This is a genomic window from Roseibium marinum, assembly GCF_002906165.1.
GTDB classification, from domain to species: domain Bacteria; phylum Pseudomonadota; class Alphaproteobacteria; order Rhizobiales; family Stappiaceae; genus Roseibium; species Roseibium marinum.
On record NZ_PPCN01000013.1, the window covers coordinates 1 to 14,691 of the forward strand.

Annotated in this window: 12 protein-coding genes, 1 tRNA gene and 1 riboswitch; of the genes, 8 read left to right on the top strand and 5 right to left on the bottom strand. The window is 60.6% G+C overall.

What is annotated here, in order from left to right:
* Nucleotides 1-259 precede the first annotated feature (259 nt).
* A complete protein-coding gene (locus CLV41_RS22870; protein WP_103224805.1) occupies nt 260-1,438 on the top strand; it encodes a phosphoserine transaminase in 1,179 nt (392 codons plus the stop codon).
* Between the two features lie 75 nt (nt 1,439-1,513).
* Nucleotides 1,514-3,100 carry a phosphoglycerate dehydrogenase gene (gene serA / locus CLV41_RS22875; protein WP_103224806.1) on the top strand — a complete coding sequence of 529 codons (1,587 nt, stop codon included), beginning with the start codon at nt 1,514-1,516 and terminating at the stop codon, nt 3,098-3,100.
* A gap of 159 nt (nt 3,101-3,259) precedes the next feature.
* Here serA and CLV41_RS22880 read toward each other — a convergent pair whose 3' ends face one another.
* Nucleotides 3,260-4,156, bottom strand: coding sequence for a DMT family transporter (locus CLV41_RS22880; RefSeq protein WP_103224807.1), 897 nt, complete (start codon nt 4,154-4,156; stop codon nt 3,260-3,262).
* 449 nt (nt 4,157-4,605) lie between these two features.
* On the opposite strand from CLV41_RS22880, the gene CLV41_RS22885 reads away from it, so the two are divergent.
* From CLV41_RS22885 to CLV41_RS22900, 4 genes are all read left to right on the top strand, one after another.
* The gene (locus CLV41_RS22885) at nt 4,606-5,898 is read left to right on the top strand and encodes an adenylosuccinate synthase (RefSeq protein WP_103224808.1); all 1,293 of its coding nucleotides are present in this window, start codon (nt 4,606-4,608) and stop codon (nt 5,896-5,898) included.
* Between the two features lie 409 nt (nt 5,899-6,307).
* Nucleotides 6,308-8,065: a hypothetical protein gene (locus CLV41_RS22890; protein WP_103224809.1), complete on the top strand. Its 1,758-nt coding sequence runs from the start codon at nt 6,308-6,310 to the stop codon at nt 8,063-8,065.
* A 77-nt stretch (nt 8,066-8,142) separates the two neighbouring features.
* A riboswitch (TPP riboswitch) is annotated at nt 8,143-8,249 on the top strand.
* 146 nt (nt 8,250-8,395) lie between these two features.
* Nucleotides 8,396-9,151: an ABC transporter permease gene (locus CLV41_RS22895; protein WP_103224810.1), complete on the top strand. Its 756-nt coding sequence runs from the start codon at nt 8,396-8,398 to the stop codon at nt 9,149-9,151.
* A 22-nt stretch (nt 9,152-9,173) separates the two neighbouring features.
* The gene (locus CLV41_RS22900) at nt 9,174-10,115 is read left to right on the top strand and encodes an ABC transporter substrate-binding protein (protein WP_103224811.1); all 942 of its coding nucleotides are present in this window, start codon (nt 9,174-9,176) and stop codon (nt 10,113-10,115) included.
* Nucleotides 10,116-10,241: 126 nt separating this feature from the next.
* Here CLV41_RS22900 and rpoH read toward each other — a convergent pair whose 3' ends face one another.
* Nucleotides 10,242-11,126: an RNA polymerase sigma factor RpoH gene (rpoH, locus tag CLV41_RS22905; RefSeq protein ID WP_103224812.1), complete on the bottom strand. Its 885-nt coding sequence runs from the start codon at nt 11,124-11,126 to the stop codon at nt 10,242-10,244.
* A 174-nt stretch (nt 11,127-11,300) separates the two neighbouring features.
* Nucleotides 11,301-12,326 (bottom strand): RluA family pseudouridine synthase, encoded by a 1,026-nt coding sequence (locus CLV41_RS22910; protein ID WP_103224813.1) that lies wholly within the window; start codon nt 12,324-12,326, stop codon nt 11,301-11,303.
* On the opposite strand from CLV41_RS22910, the gene CLV41_RS22915 reads away from it, so the two are divergent.
* Together CLV41_RS22915 and CLV41_RS22920 are read left to right on the top strand one after the other, a co-directional pair.
* Nucleotides 12,325-12,681 carry a hypothetical protein gene (locus CLV41_RS22915; protein WP_103224814.1) on the top strand — a complete coding sequence of 119 codons (357 nt, stop codon included), beginning with the start codon at nt 12,325-12,327 and terminating at the stop codon, nt 12,679-12,681. The two genes, CLV41_RS22910 and CLV41_RS22915, sit on opposite strands and share 2 nt — an antisense overlap.
* Nucleotides 12,682-12,839: 158 nt before the next feature.
* Nucleotides 12,840-12,915, top strand: a tRNA-Glu gene (locus CLV41_RS22920).
* A gap of 152 nt (nt 12,916-13,067) precedes the next feature.
* Here CLV41_RS22920 and CLV41_RS22925 read toward each other — a convergent pair.
* On the bottom strand, nt 13,068-13,748 hold the full coding sequence (locus tag CLV41_RS22925; protein ID WP_103224815.1) for a hypothetical protein: 681 nt from the start codon (nt 13,746-13,748) through the stop codon (nt 13,068-13,070).
* A 75-nt stretch (nt 13,749-13,823) separates the two neighbouring features.
* Complete coding sequence (locus tag CLV41_RS22930) at nt 13,824-14,609, bottom strand: DeoR/GlpR family DNA-binding transcription regulator (protein WP_103224816.1); 786 nt, start codon at nt 14,607-14,609, stop codon at nt 13,824-13,826.
* Nucleotides 14,610-14,691: the final 82 nt, after the last annotated feature.

Below are 14,691 nucleotides of genomic sequence, written 5' to 3' on the forward strand. Positions count from 1 at the left end.
GATCGGTGGGGACAAGCTGATCGAGCGTCACCATCTCGAGAGCTGTCTGATCCGGGCCGGGTTTCTTCAACATGAAACCAGTGAATCAAAAACCCCCGGCTAACGCCAGGGGTTTGTCAGCAGTCTGAAAGGCCGGTCATTGGACCGGCCTTTGTTGTTTTGCGGCCGATTTGATTTGACCGGCGTCAAGGATCGTCTTATCCCAAAGGTGGGCCACCCCTCCCCAACGAGGGGCTACTATCTGTGAGGGTAGACGGATATGACAGATCTCACCGCAAAGCCGGACGTGCGTCCGGCCAATCCCAATTTTTCTTCAGGTCCTTGCGCCAAGCGTCCCGGATGGGCGCTTGAGAACCTCGGCGATGCGCCTCTGGGCCGGTCCCACCGTGCGAAACCGGGCAAGGCGAAGCTCGCCGAAGCCATTGAGCTGACCCGCAAGGTGCTGCAGGTACCGGAAAATTACCGGATCGGCATCGTTCCGGCCTCCGACACCGGGGCCGTCGAAATGGCGCTCTGGTCGCTGCTCGGCGCGCGCGGCGCCGACATGCTGGCCTGGGAGAGTTTCGGCTCCGGCTGGGTCACCGATGTGATCAAGCAGCTCAAGCTGGACAATGCCCGCGTGCTGGAAGCCCCTTACGGTGAGCTGCCTGATCTTTCCCAAGTCGATTTTTCAAACGATGTCGTCTTCACCTGGAACGGCACCACGTCCGGCGTGCGCGTTCCCGATGGCGCCTGGATTCCCGCCGACCGCGAAGGCCTGACGATCTGCGACGCGACTTCCGCTGCCTTCGCGCAGGATCTACCCTTCGACAAGCTCGATGTGGTGACTTTCTCCTGGCAGAAGGTGCTGGGCGGGGAAGCAGCGCATGGCGTCCTGATCCTGAGCCCGCGCGCGGTCGAACGGCTGGAAAGCTACAGCCCCGCCTGGCCTCTGCCGAAAATCTTCCGCCTCACCAAGGGCGGCAAGCTGATCGAAGGCGTCTTCAAGGGAGAGACGATCAACACGCCGTCCATGCTCTGCGTCGAGGACTATCTCGACGCGCTGAAATGGGCGGACGGTCTCGGCGGGCTTTCCGGGCTGCGCGCCCGGGCGGATGCCAATCTGAAGGTTCTCGCCGACTGGGTGGAGAAGTCGGATTGGGTCGATTTCCTCGCCAAAGATCCGGCGACCCGGTCCAATACCTCCGTCTGCCTGAAAGTCACCGACCCGGGCGTTCAGGCGCTTGGCGCGGCGGAACAGGCCGCTTTCGCGAAGTCGATTGCCGGTGCGCTGGATGTGGAGGGTGTCGCCTATGATATCGGCGCCTACCGTGACGCCCCGTCGGGATTGCGCATCTGGGCCGGAGCGACAATCGAGACCGCGGATCTTGAAGCCCTGACCCTGTGGCTCGATTGGGCCTTCAGGGGCGAAAAATTGAAACTGCCTCAGGCCGCCTGAGCATTTCCCCACAATGACGACACCACCGGGCGGCAAGCCGCCCGGATCGTTTCTTGCATTAAAGGAGATGCCCTGATGGCTCCCAAGGTATTGATTTCAGACAAATTGTCCGCGGCTGCGGTGCAGATCTTCAAGGATCGCGGCGTTGACGCCGATTTCCTGCCAGATGTCGGCAAGGACAAGGAAAAACTGCTGGAAATCATCGGCCAGTACGACGGTCTCGCAATCCGTTCCGCCACCAAGGTGACGGAAAAGATCATCGCCGCGGCCGACAGGCTGAAGGTGATCGGGCGAGCCGGCATCGGCGTCGACAATGTCGATATTCCCAAAGCCACCGCCCGCGGCATCATCGTGATGAACACGCCCTTCGGCAATGCCATCACCACGGCGGAACACGCGATTTCCATGATGATGTCGGTCACCCGTCAGATTCCCGCGGCCGACGCCTCCACCCAAGCCGGAAAGTGGGAGAAGTCGCGTTTCATGGGCCGTGAGATCACCGGCAAGACGCTGGGGTTGATCGGCTGCGGAAATATCGGCTCCATCGTCGCGGACAGGGCAATCGGCCTGAAGATGAAGGTTATCGCCTTCGACCCCTTCCTGACGCCGGAACGGGCGATGGCGCTCGGGGTCGAGAAGGTGGAACTCGACGAACTGCTGAGTCGATCCGATGTCATTACGCTGCATACGCCGCTGACCGACAAGACCCGCAACATCATCGATGCGGATGCCATCGCGAAGATGCGCAAGGGATCTTATCTGGTCAACTGCGCCCGTGGCGGCCTGGCCGACGAGGCAGCCGTGAGGGCCGCGCTCGATGCGGGCAAGCTGGCCGGGGCTGCTTTCGACGTTTTTGTCGACGAACCGGCGAAGGACAATGTGCTCTTTGGTGCACCGAACTTCGTCTCCACGCCGCATCTCGGCGCTTCCACGTCAGAAGCACAGGAAAATGTCGCGCTGCAGGTCGCCGAGCAGATGTGCGACTATCTTGTCGACGGAGCCGTCCGCAACGCGCTCAACATGCCGTCGATCTCGGCCGAGGAAGCTCCTCAGCTGTCGCCTTTCGTCCGCCTTGCCGAGCAGCTCGGTTCCTTCGCCGGACAGCTGACGGAAACCGGGATCGAAGGCGTGCGGCTCGAATATGCCGGCGCGGTCGCGGAGATGAATGTCCAGGCGCTGACGGCGGCGGCGATAACCGGGCTGCTGACGCCGCTTCTCCAGACGGTCAACATGGTCTCCGCGCCTATCCTGGCAAAGGAACGCGGCATCAAGGTCGAGGAAACGCGCCGTGAAAAGCAGGGGGCCTATGAGACCTATATCAGGCTCACCGTCTTGACTGAGCGCCAGGAAAGATCCGTTGCCGGAACCGTCTTCGGGGACGGCAAGCCGCGGATCATCCAGGTGAAGGGCATCAATATGGAAGCCGAACTCGGCCACCATATGCTCTACATCACAAATGAGGACAAACCCGGTTTCATCGGACAACTGGGCATGGAACTCGGTTCCAGCGGTGTCAACATCGCCACCTTCAATCTCGGCCGGTCCGCTCCGGGCGAGGATGCGATCTGCCTCGTCGAAGTGGACGGGCCGGTTCCGGTCGAGGTCATGGCCCGGCTGGAAGCGGTGTCGCACGTCAAGCAGGTGAAATCGCTGACGTTCTGATAGCGAAAGAGGTCCGAAAAGGGGCTCTCGGTCTCTTTTCGGACACCATCCGGGCAATGAGGGGAAAAGCCTCTCTGCCGATACGGTTTTGTCGTTTATCCCCATCCAGTCCCTCTCCCCACAAGGGGGACGGGCTGTAGATACCTTAAAAACGACCGCTTACGCCGGTTTGTTTCCCAGGCGCTGCAGGATGCGTCCGTCCAGGACCACCAGCCCGGCCAGAAGTATGGCGAAGCCGCCGAGCTGAATTGTGTCGAGCTTTTCTCCGAGAATGAGCCAGCCCAGGAACAGCGCGCTTGCCGGAACGAGCAGCGTGACAAGGGAGGCATTCGTTGCGCCGGCATCCGCCAGGAGCTGGAAATAGATCAGATAGGCAATGGCCGTTGCAACGAGGCCGAGGGCGGCGACGTTCAGCCAGACGGTCGGGCTGGCATCGGTCAGTGCCCAGCCGGAACTTGTGAGCAGCGCAACGGGCAGCATGATCACGCTGGAGCCCATGAGCTGCCCGGTGGCCGAGACCTGTGGAGGCAGGGATTTGAACCGCCGGGCAAAGGTCGCGGCGCACGCATAGGAAATTGCCGCTCCCAGGCAGCAGAGCTGAGCCCAGACCGGGTCCGTCGCAAGGCCCGAGAGGCTGCCGGACAGCATGACCGCGACGCCCGCGATGCCCAGCACCACCCCGGCGATCCGATGCGCCTGAAGCGTCTCCTGTTTCACCAGCACGCCCGCCACGAGGACGGTGAAGATGGGAGTTGTGGCGTTGAGGATCGACGCCAGTCCCGCGCCGATCACGGTCTGTCCGAGAAACAGGAGCGAAAAGGGTATCGCGTTGTTCAACAGTCCCAGGATGAGAAAGGGAAGCGCCAGGCGCAGCTCGAGCCTTGCCAGAAGGCCCTGGTGCCAGAGGTAGAGAAGCAAGGCGGCGCAGGCGATGGAAACCCTGAAGAAGACCAGCACAAAGGGCGGGATCTCGGCCACGGCCACCTTGGCGAACAGGAAGGATCCCCCCCAGATGACACCAAGCACACTCAGCAGGATCCAGTTTCTCAAAGACATCCGATGATCTCACAGGCCTGTCAGAGCTGTCGGCGTTCCAATGAACGCAGATAGGGTGCTCTATCGATTTAAAACCGATCAACAGACATCCAACGGGAAATGATTGCAGGTCTGTCGATCCAACAAGGCAACCGGCCTATCACGCCGATGCACCCCGGCCCACCCGAAAAGCGATTTGCCGCAGGCATGGTTCGCCCAGTTTCGTCTGAAAGCGTAATCGGACAGGGGCGCGCGGCGTCGTGCCTCAAAAACGCCAAGGAAAGCATTATGAATGCGGTCCGGAAAAGATTTGGCCGTAGCGTCATAATTTCCGCTCAGAGACTCGCGTGAGCCCGCAATCCTGTCTATAGTCCGCGCCGTTTGCCCCGGTCCGTTTGCCGGGGCTCGTCGTGTTGGCACCCGGGTTGCGGTCCGGGTTCGGAAAGCTGCTTCAGGAGAGCAAAGATTAGATGGCGAATGTGGTTGTTGTCGGTTCGCAATGGGGTGACGAGGGCAAAGGCAAGATTGTCGACTGGCTGTCGGAACAGGCCGATGTCATCGTGAGGTTCCAGGGCGGGCACAACGCCGGGCATACGCTGGTCATAGATGGCGTGAGCTACAAGCTTTCCCTTCTGCCGTCCGGGGTGGCGCGCGAGGGCAAGCTGTCGGTCATCGGCAATGGCGTCGTTCTTGATCCGCATGCCCTTGCCGAGGAAGTCGAACGCCTCGGGCAGCAAGGCGTGGTCGTGACGCCCGAAAACCTGCGTGTTGCCGAAAATGTCACCCTGATCCTGTCGCTGCATCGCGAGCTGGACGCCTTGCGCGAAAATTCCAACACCGGCACGCGGATCGGCACGACCAAACGCGGCATCGGCCCGGCCTATGAAGACAAGGTCGGCCGCAGGGCCATCCGGCTGATGGATCTCAAGAACCTGACGACCCTGCCGGCGAAGATCGACCGCCTCCTGACCCATCACAATGCACTGCGGCGCGGTCTCGGCCAGGACGAGATTTCCGCCCAGGCGATCTATGACGAACTTGCCAGTGTCGCGGACAAGGTCCTGCCCTACATGGACAAGGTCTGGTACCTGCTGGACGATCTGCGCCGTCAGGGCAAGCGGATCCTGTTCGAAGGCGCGCAGGGTGCGCTTCTGGATATCGATCACGGCACCTATCCTTTCGTGACGTCTTCCAACACGGTCGCGGGCCAGGCAGCCACGGGCTGCGGTCTGGGACCTGGCTCCATCGGCTATGTGCTCGGTATCACCAAGGCCTACACGACGCGCGTAGGGGAGGGGCCGTTTCCGACCGAGCAGCAGAATGAAGTCGGAGAGTTTCTCGGAAGCCGCGGCCACGAATTCGGCACGGTCACCGGACGCCGGCGGCGCTGCGGCTGGTTCGACGCGGTTCTGGTGCGCCAGACGGTCAGCACCTCCGGCATCAATGGTATCGCGCTGACCAAGCTGGACGTTCTCGACGGCCTGGATGAAATCAAGATCTGCATCGGTTATGAACTGGATGGGGAGCGGATCGATTACCTGCCGGCTTCGCAGGGCGCGCAGGAACGGGTGGTGCCGATCTACGAAAGCCTGCCGGGCTGGAAGGAATCGACCGAGGGGGCGCGGACCTGGGCCGATCTGCCGGCGCAGGCGATCAAATATGTGCGCCACGTCGAGGAACTGATCGGTGCGCCGGTCGCGATCCTCTCGACCAGCCCGGAGCGGGATGACACAATTCTTGTGCAGAATCCGTTCCAGGATTGAGATCGCCGGTGATATCCGCCCATTATTGAAGGTGCGATGGGGCATCCTGCGTGCGAGATAACGCGGACAGGATGCTCCAACCCATTAGGATTGATCAACTTTTTGCTTTCACACGGGTACCCATGACAGCAGATTGATCCGGAGCGTTGCGAATCAAGGCGTGCTCCACCAAGTATTCTCAAATGCGCATGCGCGCGTTGAGCCTGTAAATACGTGATAGGAAGAGGTGCTGTAGGATAGGTATGCGAGCGGGATATTTGAAGAAATAGCATAGGTCTTCAAAAACTTGCTATAAGCCTGACAAAGCTCTGAAAATTCGGAGATCTGAAAATTCGGGAATCCGAAAAATCAGGGAACCGGAATTCAGGCCCGCATATGAGATCCTGGCAGTTCGCCGGTAGGCAGGAAGATGGCTGATTACTATTCAATTCTGAAGAAAACGATCGCGTCTTTGCCGGAAAGCAACGGTGCTGCCCGCAGAAGCGTATACAGCCGGGCGCGCACCGCCATTGTCAATCAGCTGAAGGCCTACGAACCGCCGCTTTCTCCTTCCGAAATAACGGCGGAACAGCTGCGCCTGGAAGAATCGATCCGCAAGGTCGAGGCGGAAGCCGCCCGCGAAAGTCTCGGTCTGGGGCCCGTGGTGCCCAAGACCGAAACTCCTGCTTCACAGCCTGCGGCCGCAGCGGCCCCGCCCGCCGTCCGGCAGGAACCGGCAGCGGTGGAGCCTGCCGGCGAACCCGCGCCGGCTGAGCAGGCTTCTGCCCAGGGCCCGGCCTCTCCCGAGGCGGACATTCCGTCGCCGCTGAAAGATACCCTTTCGGAAGCGCAGTCTCTGGGGACAGCCGCCAATCAGGCCGTTCAAAATGCAAAGGACGCTGTCGAGCCCGCAATCGATCAGAGTTCTCAGAGCGTTCAGCGTGCTTCGTCCGAGCGGCTGGAACCGGCATTCGATGACCGGTCCGCGGCGGACGATGGACTTTTCGAACCGGACAGCTTTGACGAACAGTCAGCTTATGACGGTGCGGAGGAAACCGCGCCCAAAGGCAAGGCCGGGAAAAACGGCCGCGCCAGGCGGGACCGGCCAAGCGCCTCGGATGCGCTGCGGGAAGGCGCGGGCAGCCGCACGGTTCCCTTCGCGATTGCCGGTGTCCTGGTGCTGGTGCTTCTGGGAGCCGGGGTGTATTTTTTCCTGCCCTCCGGCGACAAGGCCGCAGACAGCGGAGCGGGTACGGTCTCCACACCGGCCGAGACGGCATCCACGCCGCAGCCTGCCGAGGAAGAGCTGGTTGCCGCTCCCGCGGGAACTCCGGACGAGGCCGAGACGTCGAAAAATACGGACCGGCTGCTGAACGACGGCGAAGCGGAAGTGGTCGCGCCGGATGCGAGAACCGTCACCACCACGACAATCACGCCGCAGGAACCCCCGGCATCGGATGCTGACGGAACTCCGGTTGTCGCCAATGCGGAAAACGAGCCGTCTCCGCTTGCGCCCGAAGCACCTTTGGATGCGATCGATACGCCCGCACTTGTCGGCGAACCGGCAGCGGTCCCGCAGGACAATCTGACTGCCATTGCCCCGGAAGAAGCAACTCCTTCCGAAACCGCCGAAGGTCTTGATCCCGGCGTTCAACGATCCATTCTCTACGAGGAGGGTGAGGACACCGGCGGCGCGGGCACGGCGGCGCAGGGCGCCGTGGTCTGGAGCGTCGAAGAGGAAACGGATCTCGACGGCAAGGCTCAAGCCGTCCTGAGCGCATCGGTGGAAATTCCCGAACGGGACGTGAAGGTCGATATCCGGATAAAGCCGAATGACGACACATCCCTTCCGGCAAGTCATCTTGTGGAAATAAAATACGAATTTCCGGAGACTTTTGCCGCGGGCGACGTGGTCAACGTTCCGGGCCTGGTCATGAAGCCAACGGAAGAAGCGCGGGGCGACGCCCTGATCGGGGCTTCCGTCAAGGTGTCTCCCGGCTTCTTCTGGATCGCGCTTTCCAGCCTGCCGAACGAACAGCAGCGCAATCTGGCTCTGTTGCGGGAACGTGGCTGGATCGATATTCCGATGCTTTACGAAAACGGCAAGCGCGGTATCCTGACCCTTGAAAAAGGCAACGCGGGGAACGAGGCAGTCGAAAAGGCTATCTCGGCCTGGCAAGCCGGCTGACGGATACGTTATCGGGATAATCTTCAAAAGCTGACGCGTGGTGGCTTGCCTTTTTGAATTGAAAAAGGCATGTTCCGCCTTGGTCCGAGGGGTGCTCCGGTGACCGGAGCTGAGATGGTGTTGAGCCGAACCCTTAGAACCTGATCCGGGTCATGCCGGCGAAGGGACGGAATCCTTAGCCTTTCCCGGATCTCCAATGTCAATTTCGGCTTGTCCGAAGACGGGAGATCCTATGCGTTTATGCCTGCCATTGCGGCGGCTTCTGCGTTTGCAGAGACCGCCCGCTGATATGACTACCCCGGAACGGCCGCGTATGGGCGGAGGGGCGTCATGAAGGCTTTTCTAGCCGTATTGCTGAAATTTCTCACCGGTATTGTCGTTACGTTCGGCATCTGGGCGGTGTTTGTCGCCGTGCTGAAGCCGCCGTCCTTCATGCTTCCGGGACCTGTCGAGGTCCTGTTGGCCTTTCCCGAACATGCCGGCTTTTTGCTGCATCATGCGAGCATCACGGCCTACGAGACCGTGCTCGGCTTCGCGCTCGGGGTGTTGTCCGGCGCCCTGCTGGCCATTTCCGTCTGGCTGTTTCCGCTGGCGGGCCGGGTGATCATGCCGCCGGTCCTCGTCACGCAGGCGCTGCCGGTTTTCGCCATCGCCCCGGTGCTGGTTCTCTGGCTCGGTTTCGGCATGTCCTCCAAGATCGTCATGGCCATTCTGGTGATTTTCTTCACGGTCACCTCAACGGTTTATGACGGCCTCAGGCGACTCGATACCGGACTTGTCGATCTTGCCCGGCTCTACAGGGTGCCCCGGCACCGCGAGCTCTGGGTCTTCCGGATCCCCGCGGCCTTGCCCGCCTTCGCGTCCGGTCTGCGTGTCGCGGCCGTTTTCGCCCCGATGGGAGCGGTCATCGGGGAATGGGCAGGCGCAAAGGGCGGGCTGGCCTTCATCATGCTGCAGGCCAATGCGCGCGGAAACTCGGACATGCTGTTTGCCGCGGTCATCCTGCTCGCCCTGATGGTGCTGGCCATGCGCTACGCCGTCGAACAACTCACCCGAATTCTCGTTCCCTGGCAGGTCGAAGACTGACCGCCTCAATTTGGAGGATTAAATGAAAAAGACGCTTCTTTCCCTGACCCTTGCCGCCGGGTTGCTCGCCAGCGCTCCGGTACAGGCTGCCGAGAAACTGACCGTTCTGCTGGACTGGTTCACCAATCCGGATCATGCGCCGGTGATCACCGCGCAAACCAAGGGTTTTTTCCAAGCGGAAGGCCTGGAGGTGGAACTGATCGAACCGGCGGATCCGGCCATGCCGCCGAAACTCGTGGCGGCGGGGCAGGGTGACATCGCGGTCTCCTATCAGCCGACGCTGCACGCGCATATCGAAGAAGGCCTGCCGCTGGCATGGATCGGGACACTCGTCGAAACGCCCCTGAACAGCCTGATCGTTCTGAAAGACGGCCCGATCAAGGAGCTGAAAGACCTGAAGGGCAAGACCATCGGTTTCTCCGTTTCCGGGTTCGAGGACGCCATGCTCGGGCAGATGCTGAGGTCCGTCGACCTGACGATGGACGACATCGAGCTCATCAACGTCAATTTCGCTCTTTCCCCGGCGCTCATGTCCGGTCAGGTCGACGCGGTGATCGGCGGATACCGCAATTTCGAGCTGACCCAGATCGAGATCGAGGGCAGGGAGGGCAAGGCGTTCTTCCCCGAGGAAAACGGCGTTCCGGCTTTTGACGAGCTGATCTATGTGGTGAACAGGGACAAGACAGACGATCCGCGTTTTGCGAAATTCCTGGCGGCGGTCGAGGCCGCGACCATCTATCTGACCAACCATCCGGACGATGCGTGGGATGCGTTCATCGAGGCTTATCCGCATCTCAATGACGAGCTCAACAAGCGGGCCTGGACGGACACGCTGCCGCGCTTTGCCAAACGCCCCGGGGCGCTCGACGCCGGACGTTACGAGCGTTTCGCGGAATTCATGGCTGAGGCGGGTCTGATCAGCAAGGTGGTTCCGGTCGAGACCTACGCGGTGGAGATCAGGTAGTTTTTTGCTCTGTTGGGCCGCACCCGAACCTTCGGCCATGGCAGAGCGAAGTTGATCTGCGCTTTGAAAACAAGAACGCCGGAGCAATTGCCCCGGCGTTCTTGTGTTTCTGTTCTCGAATTGCGCTCAGGCGGCCGGCTGTTCCATGGACCGGGCGCTGTTACGAACGGCCTTTTGCACCTTTTCAAAGGCGCGGACCTCGATCTGGCGGACGCGCTCGCGGCTGACGCCGAACTCGCCGGACAGATCCTCAAGCGTCATCGGGTCCTCCGACAGGCGGCGGGCCTCGAAAATACGGCGCTCGCGGTCGTTCAGGACATCCATGGCATCGCTCAGCAGCTTGCGGCGCATGTCCAGTTCTTCCTGGTTCGCCAGCAGCGTTTCCTGACTGTCGCTTTCATCGACGAGCCAGTCCTGCCATTCACCGGCGTCGGCTTCGGCGCGCACTGGCGCATTGAGGCTGGCGTCGCCGCCGAGACGGCGGTTCATGGAGATCACCTCCTCCTCGGACACGCCGAGGCGGGTGGCGATTTCAGCTACCTGATCCGGTTTCAGATCGCCCTCGTCCAGCGCCTGGATCTTGCCCTTGAGCCGGCGCAGGTTGAAGAAGAGACGTTTCTGGTTCGCGGTCGTGCCCATTTTGACGAGCGACCAGGAGCGCAGGATATATTCTTGGATCGCGGCCTTGATCCACCACATGGCATAGGTGGCGAGACGGAAGCCCTTGTCGGGTTCGAAGCGCTTGACCGCCTGCATCAGGCCGACGTTTCCTTCGGAAACGACCTCGCCGATCGGCAGCCCGTAGCCACGGTAACCCATGGCTATCTTGGCAACGAGACGCAGGTGGGAATTGACGAGACGCTCGGCCGCTGCCGGGTCCTCATGCTCCTTGTAGCGCTTGGCGAGCATGTACTCTTCCTGCGGCTGAAGCATCGGGAATTTGCGGATCTCATCCAGATAACGGCTGAGCCCGCCTTCACCGGCGGTAAGCATCGGTACATTCTGGGCCATGGAAGCACCCCCTTTCGTCAGTTGCGCCCGTTTTTCCCGGCTGCTCCGCAGATCCACGCAAGCAAGCCATTGAGGGAAAAAGATGGACGCAGGTTCGTGTCCTTTCAGGCACACAAGAACCCTTAATATAGGTCGGAATTAGCCGATTGCATGGCAGCAAAACGAAAACGCTTGCTAAAATCCTCGCAAACCCGACAAAAGTTTTTCGAAATCATCCGGGTAAGCACTCTCGAAACGCAAAGTTTTGCCGGTTACCGGGTGTTCGAAGGCCAGCAGACCGGCGTGCAGCGCCTGCCTGCGAAATCCGTCGATGAGACCCTTGAGGGGCTCGTCCAGACGGTTGGATTTTGTCTTGTATCCCGAGCCATAATCATTGTCGCCGATCAGCGGATGGCCGATATGGGCCATGTGAACGCGGATCTGATGCGTGCGGCCGGTTTCCAGCCGACACTCCATCAGGGAGGCAAGGGGCGGCTGGTCGGCTCGCGCGAAGCGTTCCTTGACCTGCCAATGGGTGATGGCGTTGCGGCCGCCGGTCTTCATCACCGCGATTTTCTGCCGGTTGGTGTGCGAACGGGCAAGATTGGCGTTGATTGTGCCTTTCAGATTGAATGGCGCACCCCAGACAAGGGCGGAATAGGCCCGTTCGAGGGGGCCGCTGCGGCCGTGGTCGGCAAACTGGGCCGCAAGCCCCTGGTGCGCCTGGTCGCTCTTGGCAACGACGAGCAGGCCCGATGTGTCCTTGTCGATGCGGTGGACAATGCCGGGGCGCCGGATGCCGCCGATACCCGACAGGCTGTCTCCACAATGATGGATCAGCGCGTTGACGAGCGTGCCGGTCCAGTTGCCTGCTCCCGGATGGACCACCAGTCCGGCGGGCTTGTCGATGACGATCAGGTGTTCGTCCTCGAAAACCACCGAAATCGGAATGTCCTCGCCCTTGGGTTCGGGGTCTTCCGGTTCCGGCAATTTGAGCGTAAGCGTGTCGCCTTCATTGACCCGGTATTTCGGCTCAACTACTTTCGCGCCGCCGACGGTAACGTCCCCTGATTTGATCAGGGCCTGTATTCTGTTCCGGCTGAGGGCGTCCAGACTGGCCGCCAGTACCGCATCCAGCCGCTTACCGGCGTCGGCTGCATCAACCGTCACGCTGAAATCCGCGTCCAGACCGGCCGGATCTTCATGGGAAATATCTGTCATGTCACAACCTGATTATCGGGGCGAAGGGCCGGATGAGGCACCGCTCGATCCGGCTGCCCTCCGCATCCAGGCCAAACTGAAGCGCCTGTTGCTCGGATCGTCCCTGGTGATGGTCGCCGGGTTTGTCGCTGTCTTTGCAGCAATCGTTTACAAGATCAACACTTATGAAGCCGATCCGTCCGGGGCGGCGTTCGCCGCGACGCTTTCCATCGGACCCGAAGCCGAGGTTCTCCAGGCAACGTTGTCCGAGGGAATGCTGCTCGTCCTGGTGCGGGAAGAGGGCAAAAACGCCCTGCTTCGCTTCGATCCCGCAACAGGGAAACAACTGGGCCGTACCGAGTTTGTTGCAAGGTAAGCGCCGGTGAACCGGCTTCCGCCGGAAAAACATCAAAAAAAAAGTTGCGCCGTCCGCCGCACCGACTTATACGCACCTCCTCGGCTTGAGGCAGCGTCCTCAAAAAAGTCAGGGCATCCCGTGTGAGTTCACTCGCTGGCCGGATGCCCAAGTACCGCGCGCCCATCGTCTAGCGGTCTAGGACGCTGCCCTTTCACGGCGGAAACACGGGTTCGAGTCCCGTTGGGCGTACCAAACCGCAGTCTCAGACATGAGAGCGGTGTTCACGGCTGCAGCCACTGCGGACACATCATCGAAATGAAGACGGTCCAAGAGTGCCGTGAACGTATCGTTCCGCGCAAATGGGTCGGGGAATATGGCTCTGGCCCGACGCAGACCATGCCTTCTCAATGCCTGATGCCGCAGCACCCGTATGCCGGCGCTCCCGACGCACTCAACCCGAGCAGCAGTGCTTCATAATCATATGTCAGGTCTGACATTCCGTCGGAACATGCTTCGGTATAACGGACAATGACCGTCAGGAAATATGCGCCGTCAGCGCTGCCCAGATAGTGTCCCCAAAGATCTGCCCGCCCTATGCCGGGCGCGAGGCGCAAGTAGTCAAGTTCGAGTGGGCTTTCCTGGTCCGGCGAAATGAACGTGCTGTCGTTTTCGTCGATTGCGACGTTCCAAAACGGTTCCGTTCCTGCGCATTGCAACGCTTCGGGGCGCTCCAACGACGAGCTGGTGGGGGTCAGGTAACGTGCGTTCACCCATCCCACGGTGCCGTTATACTTGATTTCACGCCACTTCGTGTGGCCGATGTCCACCGAAATTCCCGTTACCATGACATCAGAGGCGTCGTGCGGAATGGTTCCAATAATATCAGAGCTGCCGACATTCAGTGTCTGATCGATATCTGCCCGGATATTGAGAACACTGTCCGCATTTACGCCTGATACGGAATGAGGTTGCGACCACGCAGGCCCGGCGATCAGATTTGTCGACAAGATGGCCGCCAGGGAGAGCTTGCGGAAACCTTTTTCCCGAAAAGATTTCCGGAATTGCCGATGGCTTTCAAGGCGCATGTCTTGACCTTCCGATCCCGGTTTCCCAACCGAAGCTGCAGGGCGCGCGCCGTTCCCCCTACCAGCTATCGCTGGTCATGTACCGGTTTCCCCGGCGTCCTGCCGTCCGGTCTGGATCAGCTCCACCTCCGCTTCCGCGGCTATTCGCACAAAATCGGGGTCGGGGCAGTAGTCGGTGACAAACGTATCGACCTGGGACAGGTGGCCGACGCGGACAGGCGCGGTGCGCTCGAACTTCGTGCTGTCGGCAGCCAGGATGACATGCCGGGCATTGTCCATGATCGTCTTGGTGACCTTCACTTCGCGATAATCATAGTCGAGCAGGGAGCCGTCCGGGTCGATAGCCGATGCTCCGATGACGGCGAAATCAACCTTGAACTGGCGCATGAAATCGACGGCGGCCTCGCCGACGATGCCGCCGTCGGAATGCCTGAGGACACCGCCGGCTATCACTACCTCTATCTGGGTATAACCGCGCATCAGACTGGCGACATTGATGTTGTTGGTGATCACCATCAACCCGCGGTGCTGCAGCAGTGCCTGGGCGATGGCCTCCGTCGTGGTGCCGATATTGATGAAAATGGATGCGTTGTCTGGAATAAGCGCGGCGACGCTCTCGCCGATATCGGCCTTTTCCTTGCTGGAAATGATCCTGCGCGCTTCGTAGCCGACATTCTCGATGCCGGAGGACAGCAGTGCGCCGCCATGGGTTCTGGCCAGCAGCCGCCGATCACACAGTTCGTTCAGATCCTTGCGGATCGTCTGCGGGCTGACATCGAACCGTCTTGCCAGATCGTCGACGCTGACCCGGCCCATTTGCCGGGCCAGTTCCAAAATGGCATTGTGACGTTCGATCAACATCTATCGCGAGCTCATCAGGCTGTCATCACGTTCGCAAGCAGCAGGCGTTGGGAAAAACCAAGCTGCTGCGTATTCATCGCCC

Coding starts and splice junctions, on each gene's coding strand:
- CLV41_RS22870 (WP_103224805.1), top strand. CDS start 260: ATGACAGATCTCACCGCAAAGCCGGACGTGCGTCCGGCCAATCCCAAT.
- serA (WP_103224806.1), top strand. CDS start 1,514: ATGGCTCCCAAGGTATTGATTTCAGACAAATTGTCCGCGGCTGCGGTG.
- CLV41_RS22880 (WP_103224807.1), bottom strand. CDS start 4,156: ATGTCTTTGAGAAACTGGATCCTGCTGAGTGTGCTTGGTGTCATCTGG.
- CLV41_RS22885 (WP_103224808.1), top strand. CDS start 4,606: ATGGCGAATGTGGTTGTTGTCGGTTCGCAATGGGGTGACGAGGGCAAA.
- CLV41_RS22890 (WP_103224809.1), top strand. CDS start 6,308: ATGGCTGATTACTATTCAATTCTGAAGAAAACGATCGCGTCTTTGCCG.
- CLV41_RS22895 (WP_103224810.1), top strand. CDS start 8,396: ATGAAGGCTTTTCTAGCCGTATTGCTGAAATTTCTCACCGGTATTGTC.
- CLV41_RS22900 (WP_103224811.1), top strand. CDS start 9,174: ATGAAAAAGACGCTTCTTTCCCTGACCCTTGCCGCCGGGTTGCTCGCC.
- rpoH (WP_103224812.1), bottom strand. CDS start 11,126: ATGGCCCAGAATGTACCGATGCTTACCGCCGGTGAAGGCGGGCTCAGC.
- CLV41_RS22915 (WP_103224814.1), top strand. CDS start 12,325: ATGTCACAACCTGATTATCGGGGCGAAGGGCCGGATGAGGCACCGCTC.
- CLV41_RS22910 (WP_103224813.1), bottom strand. CDS start 12,326: ATGACAGATATTTCCCATGAAGATCCGGCCGGTCTGGACGCGGATTTC.
- CLV41_RS22925 (WP_103224815.1), bottom strand. CDS start 13,748: ATGCGCCTTGAAAGCCATCGGCAATTCCGGAAATCTTTTCGGGAAAAA.
- CLV41_RS22930 (WP_103224816.1), bottom strand. CDS start 14,609: ATGTTGATCGAACGTCACAATGCCATTTTGGAACTGGCCCGGCAAATG.